This is a genomic window from Parafrankia colletiae (assembly GCF_001854655.1).
GTDB lineage: Bacteria > Actinomycetota > Actinomycetes > Frankiales > Frankiaceae > Parafrankia > Parafrankia colletiae.
This window is the reverse complement of sequence record NZ_MBLM01000047.1, coordinates 208284-223087: the sequence shown is the minus strand read 5'-3', so window position 1 is coordinate 223087 and position 14804 is coordinate 208284. Positions and strand designations below refer to the sequence as shown.

Sequence of the window (14804 nt, the reverse complement as noted above, 5' to 3'; positions counted from 1 at the left end):
GCGGGGAGGCTCGCGTCGGCGTTCGGCATGGCGTCGATCAGCCGGTCCAGCCGCTCGAAGAGGTGCGCGATCCGGTGCCAGAAGCAGGTCGACCGCTCGTGGGGCAGCAGGTCCATCGCGAGCTGCCAGCCGTCCCCCGGCCTGCCCAGCATGCGGCTGCCGGGCACGACGACGTCGTCGAAGAACACCTCGGCGAACTCGTCGATGCCGTGCATGGTGCGCAGGGGGCGGACGGTGATGCCCGGGGTGTCCATGTCGACGAAGAACGCCGTGATGCCGCCGTGGCCCGGCGCGGTGCGGGTGAGCAGCACGCAGCGCTGGGAGTACTGGGCCAGGCTCGTCCACACCTTCTGCCCGTTGATCACCCAGTCGTCACCGCGCGGCTCGGCCCGGGTGGAGAGCGAGGCGAGGTCACTGCCCGAGCCGGGCTCGGAGAAGCCCTGGCACCACTGCTCGGCGCCGGACAGCAGCAGCGGCACCATCTCGGCGGCCAGCGCCGGCGGCGCGTACGAGATCATGGTCGGTGCCAGGACCTCGATCATCGAGTAGATGCCCGGCTCGGCCAGGTCGCGGGTGGCGACCTCCTCGCCGAGCACCGCGCGCAGCACCGCCGGGCCGCCGAGCCCCCCGACCTCGGCGGGCCAGCCGTACCGCATCCACCCGGCGTCGTACAGCTCCCGGCGGACCCGGGCGAGCTGCGCCACCTGGCCGTCGAGGGAGTGGTCGGGCCCCGGGGTCAGGTCATGCTGTGCGAGCCATTCCCGGACGCCCGACCGGAAGTCCCCGATGTTCACGGAGTCGGTTCGTACGCGTGCGGACGGCCCGAGTCGTGGGCTCCGCTGCGGCGGATGAACGTCATCTTCCGCGTGCGCAGACGCCAGCCGTCCGCCGTGCGCTGGTAGGTGTCCGAGTAGTAGCCGATCCGCATGTCGTGCTTGGAGTGCTCGATGAAGCAGAGCGGCTGGGTGCCGGACGCGTTGTCCCCGTCGATCTCGAGGAGCGCCGTCCCGGTCAGGAACAGGCCCTTGGGGGCGGCCGCGACCATCTTGGGGAACAGGTCGAGGGTGAAGATGTCGCCGAAGGCGCTGTAGGTGCCGTCGGGGGTGAAGACCGACAACAGCCCCTCGACATCGCCCTTGGTGATGGTCACCGCGTACTTGGCCAGCAGCTGCTGGATCTCGATGACATCGTCAGTGGACAAAGGTCCTGCCACCCTTCATCACGAACTTCACGTTCTGCAGCACTGAGATGTCCTGCAGCGGATCACCGGGCACGGCGATGATGTCCGCCAGCAGGCCTTCGGCCAGCCGGCCCCGGTCGGTGACATCGAGCAGCTCGGCCGAGGTGGTGGTTGCTGCCCGGATGGCGCCGATCGGCGTCATGCCGCGTTCGACCAGTGTTACCAGTTCGATCGCGTTCCTGCCGTGCGGGATGCCCGGGGCGTCGGTGCCGACGGCGATCTTCACCCCGGCGTCGATGGCGTCCCGGACGGAGGCGCGGGCCCGGGGGAAGATCAGGGCCGCCTTCTCCCGCAGCGCGGGCGCGGCGCGGGAGATGTCCATGGCCTCGGTGAGGGCCTGGGTCGCCACCAGGAACGTCCCGTGTTTCACCATCAACGCGATCGCCTCGTCGTCGACGAGGAAACCGTGCTCGATGCAGTCGATGCCGGCCAGCACGGCGGAGCGCACCGCCTCGGCGCCGTGCGCGTGCGCGGCGACCCGCAGGCTCCGTCGGTGCGCCTCGTCGACGACGACACGCAGCTCCTCGGTCGAGTAGTGCTGCGCACCGGGCAGGCCGGTGTGTGACAGGACCCCGCCCGACACGCACACCTTGAGCAGCTGGGCGCCGTGCCTGATCTGGTAACGGGCCGCCCGGCGGACCTCGTCGACCCCGTTGGCGATGCCCTCCTCGACCGTCAGGTCGAGAACGTGCGGTGCGTACGCCCCGAACATCGTCGGGTCCTGGTGGCCGCCGGTCGGGGTGATCGAGTGCCCGGCCGGAACCACCCGTGGGCCGTCCACCCAGCCTGCGTCGATGGCTTTGCTCAGCGCGACGTCGAGCAGGTAGCCCCCGGTCTTCACCAACAGGCCGAGGTTGCGGACGGTCGTGAAGCCCGCCCGCAGGGTCCTGCGGGCGTTCTCCACGGCGCGCAGCATCCGCAGCGGCGGGTCGTCACGCACCTGCGAGACCACGGGGTGCTCCCCGCGGCCGCCGACCAGGAGGTTGACCTCCATGTCCATCAGGCCGGGCAGGAGGACCAGATCGCCGAGGTCGACGACCTCACCCTCGACGGGGCCGCCGACCCCGACGATCCGCTCGCCGTCGACCTTGACGATGCCGGGCCTGACGACCTCGCCGAGGTCGACGTCGACAAGCCCGGCAGCCCTGAGCGTGAGCACCGTCAGACCACGGGCTCGACGATCACATCCAGGTACGCGGCGCCGCTGTCGGGAACCCTCGGCTGCTTCCAGACCTCGACCGGGAAGGACACCATGACCAGGGACTGCATCAGGTGCATGAGGGTCCGGGCCTCGTCGGACAGGTCGTCGAGGGGGAACTTGTCACAGTAGGTGATCGCGTCCTCGAGGAGCGGGAAGGCCGTGTCGTAGAAGGCCTGCATCTCGTCCATGGAGGAGGCGAGCCGCTTGGCGTAGCGCTCCGGCTCGGTGGCCAGTTCCCAGGCCAGGAAAGGCTCGAGRGCCGAGAACTCAGACGGCAGAGGCATCGCTGTACTCCTTCACGCGGTCGCCGACTTCCTTGTGCAGGGCCCGGAGGAGGATTTCCTGGTCGCACAGCGGGAATTCACTGACGGTACGGGTGGCCAGCATGGTCTGCGTGGCCTCGAGGGTGTTGGCGTCCTGGAGTGCGTACTCCTTGAACGTCACAGCGGCCAGCTCCTGCGCGAGACGCTCACGAGCATTCTTCGGCGGGACGAAGTAGAGGTTCGCCTCGAAGATGTGCTTGTCGACCGCAGTCGGCCAGTACAGGTAGGTCAGGTACCAGCCCGGTGCCCAGATCAGCAGGGTCATGTTGGGGAAGAACTCGAAGGAGTCCTGGCCCCAGGCGCGGTGCCCGGCCGGGTTGAGGGCCACCGGCAGCGTGTCGAGACCGTCGATGGCGGGCCGGTCCCACGGGCCGAACAGGCCGCTGCGCAGCACCCGCTCGATCGGCTTGACCATTGTCGGGTCCTTCGGCGGGGCCATGCCGCCCCAGGAGGAGACCATCGAATGCGGGCTCTTCAGTTCGTAGTGCAGCGCCTCGAAGCCGTAGCCGATGAGCTTTTCGGCCTCCGCCTTGACCGCCTGCTTCTGGTGCAGGATCGGCGCGTGGTAGAACTCGGCGAACGCGTCGATGAAGATCTTCCAGTTGCTGCCGACCTCGGCCCTGTACGAGTAGACTTCGGTCATCTCGCCGAAGGGGTAGCCCTCCAAGCCCGCGGCGAATTCGCCGAGGTACTCGGCGAGCGTCTGCTGCGGGTTGAGGTTGATGAAGACGAAGCCTTCCCACACCTCACAGGGGACCTCCTTCAGGCCGTAGTCGGCCTTGTCGAGGTCGAAGAACTCACCCTCCTGCTGGACGAAGGTGAGCTTGCCGGTGAGGTCGTAGCGCCAGGCGTGGTACTTGCAGATGAACTGCCGGCAGGTGCCCTCGGTCTCCTCGCCGGGGAAGTCCTCCCACACCARCTTGTTGCCGCGGTGCCGGCACACGTTGTGGAAGGCGCGGATCTTGCCGTCGCCGCCCTTGACGATGATGAGTGACGTGCCGAGGACGGGCAGCTCCTTGGTGAAGTAGCTGCCGGTGCGTGGGAGGCGCTCGACCCGGCCGACGTGCAGCCAGGTGCGCTTGAAGATCGCCTCCCGTTCCTTCTCGTAGAACGCGGGGTCGATCGAGTCGGTGTAGTCGACGGGCGCTGTGCCGAGCTCGGGATAGTGCTGGGTCCAGCTGCCCGCGTCGGGCTTCTTGTAATGGGGCACAGGTTTACCTCTCGTGTTCGAGCTCTATGCCGGTACTGATGCGGCCGGTACTGGTGCGGGCTGTGGCGAGCAGGCGACAGGCACCGACGGTGTGCGGCGGATCCATCCCCTGGCGGCCGTCGACGTGGTCCTCGGGTCGACCGGTGGCGACGGTGAGCGGAACGGAACACACATCCGTCCAGCCTCCCCTCGCTCCGGTGAGAACTACGTTCTCGCGGTCGATAATAAGGTTTCCACGAGAGGGGCGTCCGCGTCAACGCCCTGTGCCATCGGCGGGGTGGAGGCGACGGGCCGAGACAGGCCGTCTCCGGCCCCCGGCTGTGGCCGCAGCCCCGGATGAGGACTTCCACCAGCGGCGCCCCGGCGCCGCGACACCTCCCCGGGGGTCGCCAGTTCTCCAGGCAGGAGAGGGATGCTCCCTACCATGGAGAGGAGGATGTCATACCTTGTCCCGCGAAGGTGCTGAGGCGCTCTCCGGAACCTGTCCGACCGCTCTCGAGAACCTGTGGAGGCGCTCTCCGGACCTCCGGCCGCGCGTGTCCAGTCCGGCTCCACCGCGGCTGCAGCCCGGCTCCGACATGCGAGAACGGGGCGCCTCCCGGCCGCGCCCCGCAGGGCGTGTCAGGAGGCGCCCCGCAGGGCGTGTCAGGAGGCGCCCCGCAGGGCGTACCGGAGGGCGCAGGCGCGCCGGAGAGTTCAGGAACCCCGCACGAACGGATAGATCCTGGTGAAGTCGACGCCGGGCTCCGCGGCCGCGAACGCCTCCCACAGCGAGGAGGTGACGGTGCCGAGCGATGTCGGCCCACCCTGTTCCCGCACCTCGCCGAGGTAGAGCCGCAGATCCTTCGCCATCAGCGAGTTCGCGAAACCGGCGGCGTAGGTGCCGGTGACGACCTGGCGGGGGAACTTCTCGGCGGTCGCGTTGTTCTGCCCGCTCGCCGTGTTCAGGACGTCCAGCATGGTCGCCATGTCCAGACCGGCCTCGGTGCCGAACGCGACAGCCTCGCTGGTGGCCGCGAGCGCGACCGCGGCGAGGAAGTTGTTCGCCAGCTTCAGCGCCTGAGCCAGCCCCGGCCGGTCACCGACACGGCGGCGGCGGTCCGAGAGTGCCGCCAGGACCGGCTCCACCCGCGCGCACGCCTCGTCCGTGCCCGCGTACATCACTGTCAGAGTCCGGGCGCGAGCCCCGGCCACGCCGCCGGAGACCGGAGCGTCGACGTACCCGATCCCGCGGGCGGCGAGGAGCTCGGTGATGCGCCCGGCGGCGGTCACCCCGATCGTCGAGGTGTCGACGACCTGGGTGACCCGCCGCTGGTCGGCCGCGGCGAGCTGCCCGGCGACCGCCTCCGACACGGCCCCGTCGGGCAGGCTCAGCACCACGACGTCGGCGGCCCGCGCGACCGCGGCCACGTCGTCGGCGAAGACCGTGCCCGCCGGCGCCCGGCCCGGCCCGGCGGCGTCGTGCACGACCAGCTCGACGCCGGTGGCGGCCACGTTCGCCGCGAGCGCCCCGCCCATGTTCCCCAGCCCGATGAACCCGACGCTCGGCGACGTCACCTCCGTCATCGTCACGCCCCGTCGCGTTCCGCCCGCACGGCCCTGACCGCGCGCCGCGCGGAGATCGCGGCCGGCGCGCCACAGTAGGCCGCCACCTGGAACAGCAGCTCGTCGATCTCCGCGTCACTCACCCCGGTACGCGGCGAGCAGCTCGCGTGCAGCCGGAACTCCTCCATCCGGCCCAGCGCGGCCGTCATCGCCATGACCAGCAGGCTGCGGTCGCGGGTCGACAGCACGCCCTCCCGCGTCCAGACGCCCCACGCCTGCGCGGTGATGTGGTCCTGGAACTGCTGGCTGACCTCGTCGGTGTCGCTGGTCGCGCTGTCCACGTAGGCGTCGCCCAGCATGGCCCGGCGCAGTGCGTAGGCGGCCTGGAGCTGCTCGCTCTGTTCCATGGTTGCGGTGATCCTCTCCGTGCAGGTCGGATCCATGCAGCACGGATCTGCGCGTGTCAGATCCGTGCCGGTGGGATCCATATGTGTCAGATAACGGGCCCCGAGGGTGTCAGCGGAGGGACAGGCTGACGGTCTTCACCCGGGCGTACTCGTGCAGCGCCTCGATGCCCTTCTCCCGCCCGTAGCCGCTGGCCTTGTAACCGCCGAACGGCGTCTCGATGGTCATCGGACCACCGTTCACCGCCACCTGGCCGGCGTCGATGCCCTCGGCGAGCCGCAGGCCGCGGGCGACGTCCCCGCTCCACAGACTGCCGACCAGGCCGTACTCGGAGTCGTTGGCGAGCGCGAGCGCCTCGTCCTCACCGTCGAACGGCATCGTGACGAGGACCGGGCCGAAGATCTCCTCGCGGGCGACCGGCAGGTGCGGCGCCACCCCGGCGTAGATGGTGGGACGGATGTAGAACCCGCGCGCGCCGGGGCCGTTCTCGTAGGGCCCGCCGCCGGTCACCGGCTCCACGCCGGTCGCCCGCGTCGCCGCGAAGAAGTCCAGCACCTTGCGGTACTGGGCCTCGGTGATGATCGGGCCGAAGTCGACCCCCGGGGTGAGCTTCTCGACGGCGGCGACGACCCGCTCCACCAGCTCGTCGTGCGCCCGGGCCTCGACGAGCAGCCGGGTCGTCGCCGAGCAGACCTGACCGGCGTTCGTCGCCACCGACGAGGCCGCCGCCGCGGCGGCCCGCCCGAGGTCCGCGTCGGCGAACACCAGGATCGGGGACTTGCCCCCGAGCTCCAGGGTGGTCGGCACCAGCCGGTCGGCGGCGATCCGCGCCAGGTGCCGCCCGGTGGCGACCGAACCGGTGAAGGTGATCCGCCCGACCCGGGCGTCGGACACCAGCGGCGTGCCCACCTCCGGCCCGGTGCCGGTCACCACGTTGAGCAGCCCGTCCGGCAGCCCGGCCTCGGTCGCGAGCCGTGCCAGGTACACCGTGGAGACGGACGTCAGCTCCGACGGCTTGGCGACGACCGCGTTCCCGGCCGCCAGCGCCGGGGCCAGCGCCCGGCAGGCCTGGTTCAGCGGAAGGTTCCACGGGGTGATCACCGCGATGATCCCGTACGGCTCCAGCCGGGTGTAGGTGTGGCTGTCCCCGCCGAGGTCGATCGTGCGACCGTGCTGCGCCCGCAGAACCCCCGCGTAGTAACGGAAGTAGGCCGACGACATCTCGACCTCGACCCGCAGCTGGCCGGGCACCTTCCCGGTGGCGGCCCGTTCCAGCTCCATCAGCTCGGACGTGTGGGCGTCCATCACGTCCGCGACGCGCAGCAGGATCTCGCTGCGCTGCGCGCCGGAACTGCGGGCCCACGCCGGCTGCGCCGCCGCGGCGGCGGTCAGGGCACGCTCGACGTCCGGCGCCGAACCGGCGGCGATCTCGTCGCCGGCCTCGCGTGTGGACGGGTCGAGCGTCGGCAGGTACGCCCCGCCGGCCGGCGCCACCGCGTGGCCGTCGATCCAGTGATCGTGGCGGTCGGGCATGTCAGACTCCGGCCGTCACAGTCCGAGGGACTTCGCGATGATCGTCTTCATGACCTCGCTGGAGCCGCCGTAGATGCGCCCGACCCGCGCGTCCGCCCAGGCCCGCGCCACCGGGTACTCGTTGATGTAGCCGTAGCCGCCGAACAGCTGCAGACAGGCGTCGATCACCCGGCCCTGCATCTCCGTGCAGAACAGCTTGACCTTCGCCGCGTCCGCCGGCGTCGCCTCGCCGGCCACGTGGGCGAGCAGTACCTGGTCCAGCAGCGCCTGCCCGGCCTCGACCTCGGTGGCGCACCCGGCCAGCACGAACTTGGTGTTCTGGAAGGTGTTGAGTGTCTTGCCGAACACCTTGCGGCTGTTGACGTACTCCACCGTCTGCTCGACGATCGACGCCGCCGCCCCCTGGGCGTTGATCGCGATCGACAGCCGCTCCTGCACCAGGTGGGAGGTCAGGTAGGTGAAGCCCTGGCCCTCCTCGCCGAGCAGGTACTCGGCCGGGACACGGACGTCGTCGAAGAAGATCTCGACCGCTTCCTGGATGTGCAGCCCGATCTTGTGCAGCGGGGCGCCGCGGCTCACACCCGCCAGGTCACCGGGGATGACCAGCAGGGACAGCCCGGCGTGGCGCTGGGTCGGGTCCGTCTTCACCGCGGTGAGGAACAGGTCGGCGTTCAGCCCGCCCGTGATGAACGTCTTCGAGCCGTTGACCACGTAGTGGTCGCCGTCGCGCCGTGCCGTCGTCGACAGGCCGGCCAGGTCCGAGCCCGCGCCCGGCTCCGTCAGCGCCAGCGCGGCGACCAGCTCGCCGCTGGCCAGGCCCGGCAGCCACTGCGCCTTCTGCTCGTCGTTGCCGTGGTCGACGAAGTACGGAACGGAGATGTCGGCGTGGATGCGCAGCGGGCCCAGCGCGTAGCCGGCCCGCGCGGCCTCCTCGGTGACGACGGCGTTGAACAGGAAGTCGGCGCCACCGCCGCCGTACTCCTCGGGGATGCCGAGACCGAGGATCCCGAGGTCACCGGCCTTGTTGTAGAAGTCGCGCGGGGGGAGCCCGGCCTCCTCCCACTCCCGGTAGTGAGCCCCGATCTCCTTCTCGAGAAAGGTGCGGACCGCCGCCCGGAAGGCTTCGTGTTCGGGACCGTAGACCGTGCGTCGCATCCGGTCGCCTCTCTCCTGGTCAAGGCGGAAGTCTCCGCCGGATCTGTGTCTTTGCGTGGGTGTGCGGCCGAGCGATCCCGCGGGGCTGCCCGGTGGCGCCCACCGGCCCCCCCGCCGGTGTGGTCCGTCGCTCCGGCCGTGAGCCGTGAGCCGGGAGCGCGGCCTCGGGACGGGTCGGAGCGGGGCGTGCCGCTGGGTGGAGCCTGCCAGCGGGCCGTGGCGGGCAGGTCATCGGGCTGGGGGCCGGGGCGAGCTCGCCGGGGTGAGCTGGTGGTGCCCGGCGCCGCCCGGCTCCGGTGGTCAGGGGGACGAGTGGCTCAGCCGAGCGGGCCCGCCCGTGGCGAGAGCCGGGTGTGCGGGGGAGCGCTCCTGCGGAGAGGAGGGTTCTCGCGGGGGGAGCCCGACGCGCGCGGACGGATCGTTTCCGTGCCCGGGTGCACGGCCCGTCGGGAAGCCTGTCTGGAATCCGCTGGCGGCCGCCCGCGGGACCTCCGGAGCGGATCTCGCCTTCGACAGCATCAGTCGGATGCCTCCAGGTCGCCTCGGAGGGGTCCGCCGTGGACGGTTCACGTCGGGAGCCGCAGGTCGGCGGGCCGCGGAAATCGCGTTCTCATCAGCCGGCGGAACATTGCCAAACGTACCGCCGCAACCTGGACGCAGTCCAGCGGCTGCCCGGCTGCCGGGCGCCGGGCAGCCGGAGCCCGATCAGGTGAGATGGGCCTGCACCGATGTGAGTCTCTGCTAACGTGAACCGTCGCGTGAAAGGGGCCGGCGTGCAGTCCTCCGTGGCTTCCTCCCGTGGACCCGCGCCGCATGGCCCCGCGCGCCGCGGCCCGGCGCCGTGAACCCAGCGCGGCTCCCAGCGCACCGGTCGGGCCGGTTCTGCCGGTCGAACCGGCCACGCTGATCGAAGGTTGTTGCCCGCCGGCCGCGGACGGACCCTGTGCAGGCACCACAGCCTGCCTCGGGCGGACGAGGACCGGCGCTGTAGCGCGATGGAGGGGTGGACAGGTTGGACAAGGTGATTCCGAGCCCGGCGCTCGCCGTGGCGGACGTCCCTGACGGTGCGTCGCTGGCCGTGGGCGGTTTCGGGCTCTGCGGCATCCCGAGTGCCCTCATCCGCGCGCTCCTCGATGCCGGCCCGAAGGACCTGGAGACGGTCAGCAACAACTGCGGGGTCGACGACTGGGGCCTCGGCATGCTGCTGCGTGCGGGCCGGATCCGTCGCACGACCGGCTCCTACGTCGGTGAGAACAAGGAGTTCGAGCGCCAGTTCCTCTCCGGCGAGCTGGAGGTCGAGCTCGTCCCRCAGGGCACCCTGGCCGAGCGGTTGCGGGCCGGCGGCGCCGGCATCCCGGCGTTCTACACCCCGGCCGGTGTCGGCACCCAGGTCGCCGAGGGCGGCCTGCCCTGGCTGTACGACGGCAAGGGCGGGGTCGCCCTCGCCTCGCCGCCGAAGGAGACCCGGGAGTTCGACGGCGCCACCTACGTCCTCGAGCGTGGCATCGTCTGCGACTTCGCGTTCGTGCACGCCTGGAAGGGCGACCGGCACGGCAACCTCGTCTACCGCGCCAGCGCCGCGAACTTCAACCCGCTGTGCGCGACGGCCGGCCGGGTGACCATCGCCGAGGTCGAGGAGCTGGTCGAGCCCGGCGAGCTCGACCCGGTCCAGGTCCACACCCCCGGAATCTTCGTCCAGCGAGTCGTGCACGCCCCTGACACGGAGAAGCGGATCGAGAAGCGGACGGTGAGCTGACCATGGCCCTGACTCGTACCGAACTTGCCGCCCGCGTCGCGCGCGAGCTGGAGAGCGGCCAGTACGTCAACCTCGGCATCGGTCTGCCGACGCTGGTACCCAACTACCTGCCAGCCGGCGTGACCGTGGTGCTGCACAGCGAGAACGGCATCCTCGGCGTCGGCCCGTACCCGGCCGAGAGCGCCGTCGACCCGGACCTGATCAACGCCGGCAAGGAGACGGTCACCGTCCTGCCCGGGGCCTCGTTCTTCGACTCGGCGTCGTCGTTCGCGATGATCCGCGGCGGTCACGTCGACGTCGCGGTGCTCGGCGCCATGCAGGTCTCGCGGGCCGGCGACCTCGCCAACTGGATGATCCCCGGCAAGATGGTCAAGGGCATGGGCGGGGCGATGGACCTCGTCCACGGTGCCCGGCACGTGATCGTGATGATGGAGCACGTCGCCCGCGACGGCAGCCACAAGATCCTGGACGAGTGCACCCTGCCGCTGACCGGCCGGGCCTGCGCGCACCGGATCATCACCGACCTGGCGGTCATCGACGTGGTTCCCGGCGGCGGTCTCGTCCTGCGTGAGACGGCGCCCGGCGTGACCGTGGACGACGTCCGCGCCGCCACCGGCAGCGAGCTCGCCGTCGACCTCGTGTCGGCATAGCCCGAGCCCGCGCGCCATGGGCCGCCGGTGGCCGACCAACGCGGCCGGACAGACCTACGGATCGTTGAGCGACGTGGACGAGGCGGGCGACGAGCCGGATCTCTACCTCGCTCAGGCGACGAACGGGCGGACCGGCTACCTCAACCGCGCTGAGTGCGAGGCGGCGACCGGCGGCACCGTCAGCACTCTCGAGGAGGCGGCCGCCTGGAACCGCCGTCTCGCCGACCTCGCCGCGGCCGGCGAGACGATCTCGGTACCTGTGTACGCCGAGGACGGACGGACGGTCGTCGGCAGGTTCGAGTTCGCCAACCCTGCACAGGGGCGGGTGCGACCTCGGCCACAGCGCCCGCCGCGGAGCGAGTAGCCGGCGCAGTGCCTGCCCCCCCGCCGGGCCGGGGCGCGGGCCTGCGTCCGGCCCCCGTCGGGTGGCGGGCCCTGTATCCAGTGATCTGACACCGGTGGCCGACTTCCGGCGCGGTCGCGAGTGTTGCGTTCGCGCGACTATAGGGCTGCGTGTTGTCTTTGCTGGGAAGTGCTCTTGACAGCGACTGTGGTGACTGTTCCAGAAATCGTCGGTGGCGGTATGCCGGGAAGATCAGAAGGAGCGTTTCAGGGGTCGCTGCCGATGATCGAGGCACCTGGAGAAGTCGGGAGAACCACTGGTCAGCGGCCCAGGGGCGCCGTGGAGCCTTCGGCGGGAGCGGTGCTGTGGGCCGCCACCGACCCGCCCGCGGGGCCGATGTCGATCGGGCGGACTGCCTGAACCCGAGCGTTGCCCCGAACCGGCGGCCCGGACGTACGTCTGCCCATCCGCGGACGGCGGGAGTCCGCTTTCTGACGGCTACGTCAGGAGGTGGGCCTGGGCGGGGTGAGACGTTTCCGTGGGGCGGCAGGGGCCCGGGAAAACGCGCCAGGTCACCCGCGGCGAACGTGCGGTGGGGGTGACCCGGCGCGGGAATCGGTCAGGCGTTGGGGTCGAAGGGGATGCCGGCCGGCTTGGCCGCTGCCAGGTGGTTGTTGAAGTTGCCGTCCTTCAGGCCGAAGACGGCGCTGCCCCAGTTGGCCGCGGCGAGAATGTCCCGGATTCCGCTCGGATAGCCGCCCCAGCCGACCAGGGGCGGGTACCGCCAGGTGTGGTAGGCGTTCTCCGGCGGCTCGTCACCGGAGTTCGCCGGCCGGAAGCAGTGGGTGCTCACACCATCCTTGTGATAAACGATCTTGGGGTGAGTGCCGTCCCATCGGATCTGGCTGCTCGGGTAGATGTTGAAGTTCCCGTGCGCCGAGGTGGAGACGTACTGTGCCTGGTTGTTCTGCACCCAGACAACGACATGCTCCCAGTCGTGCCGGTGCCCGCCGATCGTGGCCTGGTCCTTCTCGAAGTAGAGGCCGTACAGGATCGCGCACCAGCCGTTGTTGCACTTGTAGCGGGAGTAGCCGTTGGTGTTGTCGAGGTCGCTCGTGTCGTGGCAGTTGCCGTTGAGGGCGCCGGACGGGTTAAGACCGCCGTTGAGGGTTCCGGTGGGACCGATCGCGGGGGTCGAGTAGCAACCGTCGGTGTCATAGTCGTAGGCCGGCTGGAACGTCTGCTCGAAGGTGTCCGCGTTGGCGGGCAACGCGGCGGGGGGTGCCGCGAGCGCGACGCCGGCGAAGACGCCGACCAGCGCTGCGGTACAGCCGAGGACAAACGACACCCTCAGCCGGTTCCTCTTCTTCGACACTGCCTTCCTCCTGGTCGACCGCGGCACGGGTCAGGCGGTCTGATCGGTCTGCCGCCCTGTATTCTTCGGTCGCCATGCGCCCGGCGTGCCAGAAAAGATTGCGGCGTGATGAAGAGGGGGGGAATACTGCGAAACCCCAGGTCGCGTTGTTGCCGGAAACCGTTTCCGCTGTTCCTGGCCTCGGCCCTTGCTGTCGGCCCGTCCGTCTGCTGACGGCTCATCAAAAGTTCTCGGAACACGGCGCCAACAGCAGATTTCCGGTGGATGGTTGAGCGGCAGCCGGGATCCTGGCGCCGTGCGGCTCCCGACGAGGACCGGTTGACGGAGGAGCGGTTGACGAAGGGCTCGGCTGCCCCCGCGGCCTTTCTCCTGAGGCGCGAGCCGGCGCAGGCACCGCGACGGGTACCTGCGCCGGCAGCAGCGCTCTTCGGTCAGCCGGCGATGAGCTGCGGCCTGGCGTAGCCAGTGAGCGCGGCGCGGTCCTCGGTGAGGACGAAGCCCGCCGCGATAGCCGCGTCCGTGCTGGTGTTGTAGCGCTGCACGTAGTCCGCCCGCGACGGGTAGAGCGCGGCGAGCCGGGCGGCGGGCAGCGGCCTGCTCGAACCGATCAGGAGGCAGATCGGGGAGAGCGTCGGCCCCGGTTCGCCGGACAGCGCGACGGCGGGAACGTCGACAGGCGGTGTGCGGAGCCCCCCGAGGGCGATGGCGTCGGCGTTGCGGCGGACTGACGGGAACAGCCCGTCCGCCACGTCGATGCGGGCCGCGCTGCTGGGCGGCGTGCCGGTGCCGAGCCAGCTGGTGAGCCCGCGCAGCGCGGCCTTGGCGACCACGTGCAGCGGACCGTCGTTGATGGGCGCGCCGCAGTCGATGGCGGCGCCGGACGAGCCGAGCAGGTGCGCGTCCGCGTGCGCGGTGCCGGCGACCTCCCACAGACGGAATCTGTCGCTGTCGGGCTGTCGGGCCTTGGCGGAACCGAGAATGCTGGTCAGGTCGGATTCGGCCTGCACGTCCATCACCGGCGCGACCACGTCGGTGCGGAAGGTGGTCGTGGTGCCGCCGAGGATCGCACCGGTCAGGTCCGCGTTCTGCCCGGGGCCGACGAGCGGCAGACCGGCCGCGCCCCGGCTGAGCACGTAGAAGCCGTCGAAGATGCCGGTCAGCGGCTGGACGCCGTTGTAGTAGGTCACCATCGCGAACGCCGACTGTGACTGGCCGGAGGCGATCACGTGTTCCGGCTGCAACCCGCCGATCCCGGCTCCGGCACGGAGGCTGCGTGCCACCTGGGTGAAGATGTCGTACGAAAAGCCGTCACCAGGGTGGTCGAGGGACCCGTAGCGGGCCGGATCGATTGCCTTCAGGCCCTTGCCGGCGTTCTCCGCGCCCGGCGCGGGCACCTGGACGAGGACCTGCCCACCGAGGATGCCGAGCCGCTGGGTCGACACGCCGACCCAGATGTCACCGGATCGGATGATCTCCTCGTGCAGGGTCGCCCACTCGGGGTCGGCGTCGACGCCACCGCTGACGTTGAGCCACTCGACGACGACGTTGCCGCTGAACCGCGCCGCGTCCGCCGGCTGGCGTACCAGGACCCGGGTGCGGTAGGGCGCGGTCCCGTCGGTCTGGAAGTTCCACCTGCCGTCCCCGCTGAGGGCGCCGACCGGCTTGTACGACGTCGCCGTACCGGCCGCGACGTACTCGTGCTGGACGTAGCCCGCCTGCTGCAGGTCCACGGGGATCGCGGTGCCGATGAACGGACCGTTCCCGCCCGTCAGCTCCTGCGACAGGTCCGCGGCCGGCCCGGGCACCGGCGTCGGCGTGGGCCCGGGGCCACCGCCGCCACCAGGCGGCAGGCAGGCCGTCAGCGACAGCACCGCGGCGGCGGCGACGGCAGTCGTCGTCCGCCGGAACCAGCGGGGCATCCGCCGAGGTCGGGCACCGGCGTCCTGAGACGAACCGACGTCTCCGGGTAAGGCGCCCCGGACAGATCCGTGAAGTTTCATGACGGCAACCGCTTTCATCCGAGGCAGGCCCCACCCGGACCGTGTGGCGTCTCGCACCTGGCCGCGAC

Annotated in this window: 14 protein-coding genes; 3 read left to right on the top strand and 11 right to left on the bottom strand. The window is 70.8% G+C overall.

All coding sequences use genetic code 11. The annotated features are described in order from the left end of the window. From CC117_RS07845 to CC117_RS07805, 9 genes are all read right to left on the bottom strand, one after another. On the bottom strand, nt 1–794 hold a 794-nt coding region (locus tag CC117_RS07845; RefSeq protein WP_071083061.1), incomplete at its 3' end, for an acyl-CoA dehydrogenase family protein. Next, nucleotides 791–1201, bottom strand: coding sequence for a nuclear transport factor 2 family protein (locus CC117_RS07840; RefSeq protein ID WP_071083060.1), 411 nt, complete (start codon nt 1199–1201; stop codon nt 791–793). The genes CC117_RS07845 and CC117_RS07840, both read right to left, overlap by 4 nt. Continuing rightward, nucleotides 1191–2399 carry a metal-dependent hydrolase family protein gene (locus CC117_RS07835; protein WP_071083059.1) on the bottom strand — a complete coding sequence of 403 codons (1209 nt, stop codon included), beginning with the start codon at nt 2397–2399 and terminating at the stop codon, nt 1191–1193. Before CC117_RS07835 ends, CC117_RS07840 begins: the two co-directional genes overlap by 11 nt. Nucleotides 2400–2401: 2 nt before the next feature. Beyond that, nucleotides 2402–2725: a hypothetical protein gene (locus CC117_RS07830; protein WP_071083058.1), complete on the bottom strand. Its 324-nt coding sequence runs from the start codon at nt 2723–2725 to the stop codon at nt 2402–2404. Further along, nucleotides 2709–3974, bottom strand: coding sequence for an aromatic ring-hydroxylating oxygenase subunit alpha (locus tag CC117_RS07825; RefSeq protein WP_071083057.1), 1266 nt, complete (start codon nt 3972–3974; stop codon nt 2709–2711). The genes CC117_RS07830 and CC117_RS07825 overlap by 17 nt, the downstream gene beginning before the upstream one ends. Before the next feature lie 696 nt (nt 3975–4670). Next, nucleotides 4671–5615 (bottom strand): NAD(P)-dependent oxidoreductase, encoded by a 945-nt coding sequence (locus tag CC117_RS07820; protein ID WP_241829926.1) that lies wholly within the window; start codon nt 5613–5615, stop codon nt 4671–4673. Beyond that, nucleotides 5543–5926 carry a carboxymuconolactone decarboxylase family protein gene (locus CC117_RS07815; protein WP_071083092.1) on the bottom strand — a complete coding sequence of 128 codons (384 nt, stop codon included), beginning with the start codon at nt 5924–5926 and terminating at the stop codon, nt 5543–5545. Before CC117_RS07815 ends, CC117_RS07820 begins: the two co-directional genes overlap by 73 nt. A 109-nt stretch (nt 5927–6035) precedes the next feature. Then, entirely contained in the window at nt 6036–7457 is a 1422-nt protein-coding gene (locus CC117_RS07810; RefSeq protein ID WP_071083055.1) for an aldehyde dehydrogenase family protein, read from the bottom strand. 15 nt (nt 7458–7472) lie between these two features. After that, nucleotides 7473–8612, bottom strand: a complete 1140-nt coding sequence (locus CC117_RS07805; protein ID WP_018639349.1) for an acyl-CoA dehydrogenase family protein — start codon at nt 8610–8612, stop codon at nt 7473–7475. A 1012-nt stretch (nt 8613–9624) separates the two neighbouring features. Here CC117_RS07805 and CC117_RS07800 point away from each other — a divergent pair. The 3 genes from CC117_RS07800 to CC117_RS07790 all read left to right on the top strand — a co-directional run bounded on the left by CC117_RS07800 (nt 9625) and on the right by CC117_RS07790 (nt 11382). Beyond that, a complete protein-coding gene (locus tag CC117_RS07800) occupies nt 9625–10368 on the top strand; it encodes a CoA transferase subunit A (protein WP_071083091.1) in 744 nt (247 codons plus the stop codon). A 2-nt stretch (nt 10369–10370) separates the two neighbouring features. Then, nucleotides 10371–11018 (top strand): CoA transferase subunit B, encoded by a 648-nt coding sequence (locus CC117_RS07795; RefSeq protein WP_071083054.1) that lies wholly within the window; start codon nt 10371–10373, stop codon nt 11016–11018. Between the two features lie 64 nt (nt 11019–11082). Continuing rightward, the gene (locus CC117_RS07790; RefSeq protein WP_157905374.1) at nt 11083–11382 is read left to right on the top strand and encodes a hypothetical protein; all 300 of its coding nucleotides are present in this window, start codon (nt 11083–11085) and stop codon (nt 11380–11382) included. Between the two features lie 598 nt (nt 11383–11980). Here CC117_RS07790 and CC117_RS07785 read toward each other — a convergent pair. Both CC117_RS07785 and CC117_RS07780 read right to left on the bottom strand, forming a co-directional pair. Further along, on the bottom strand, nt 11981–12736 hold the full coding sequence (locus CC117_RS07785) for an NPP1 family protein (protein ID WP_071083052.1): 756 nt from the start codon (nt 12734–12736) through the stop codon (nt 11981–11983). Nucleotides 12737–13167: 431 nt separating this feature from the next. Beyond that, complete coding sequence (locus tag CC117_RS07780) at nt 13168–14655, bottom strand: alpha/beta hydrolase domain-containing protein (protein WP_084131712.1); 1488 nt, start codon at nt 14653–14655, stop codon at nt 13168–13170. Nucleotides 14656–14804 lie beyond the last annotated feature (149 nt).

What these genes read in the sequence shown, in the direction of transcription:
- CC117_RS07815 (WP_071083092.1), bottom strand. Translation starts at nt 5,926, where the DNA reads ATGGAACAGAGCGAGCAGCTCCAGGCCGCCTACGCACTGCGCCGGGCC.
- CC117_RS07810 (WP_071083055.1), bottom strand. Translation starts at nt 7,457, where the DNA reads ATGCCCGACCGCCACGATCACTGGATCGACGGCCACGCGGTGGCGCCG.
- CC117_RS07805 (WP_018639349.1), bottom strand. Translation starts at nt 8,612, where the DNA reads ATGCGACGCACGGTCTACGGTCCCGAACACGAAGCCTTCCGGGCGGCG.
- CC117_RS07795 (WP_071083054.1), top strand. Translation starts at nt 10,371, where the DNA reads ATGGCCCTGACTCGTACCGAACTTGCCGCCCGCGTCGCGCGCGAGCTG.
- CC117_RS07780 (WP_084131712.1), bottom strand. Translation starts at nt 14,655, where the DNA reads ATGCCCCGCTGGTTCCGGCGGACGACGACTGCCGTCGCCGCCGCCGCG.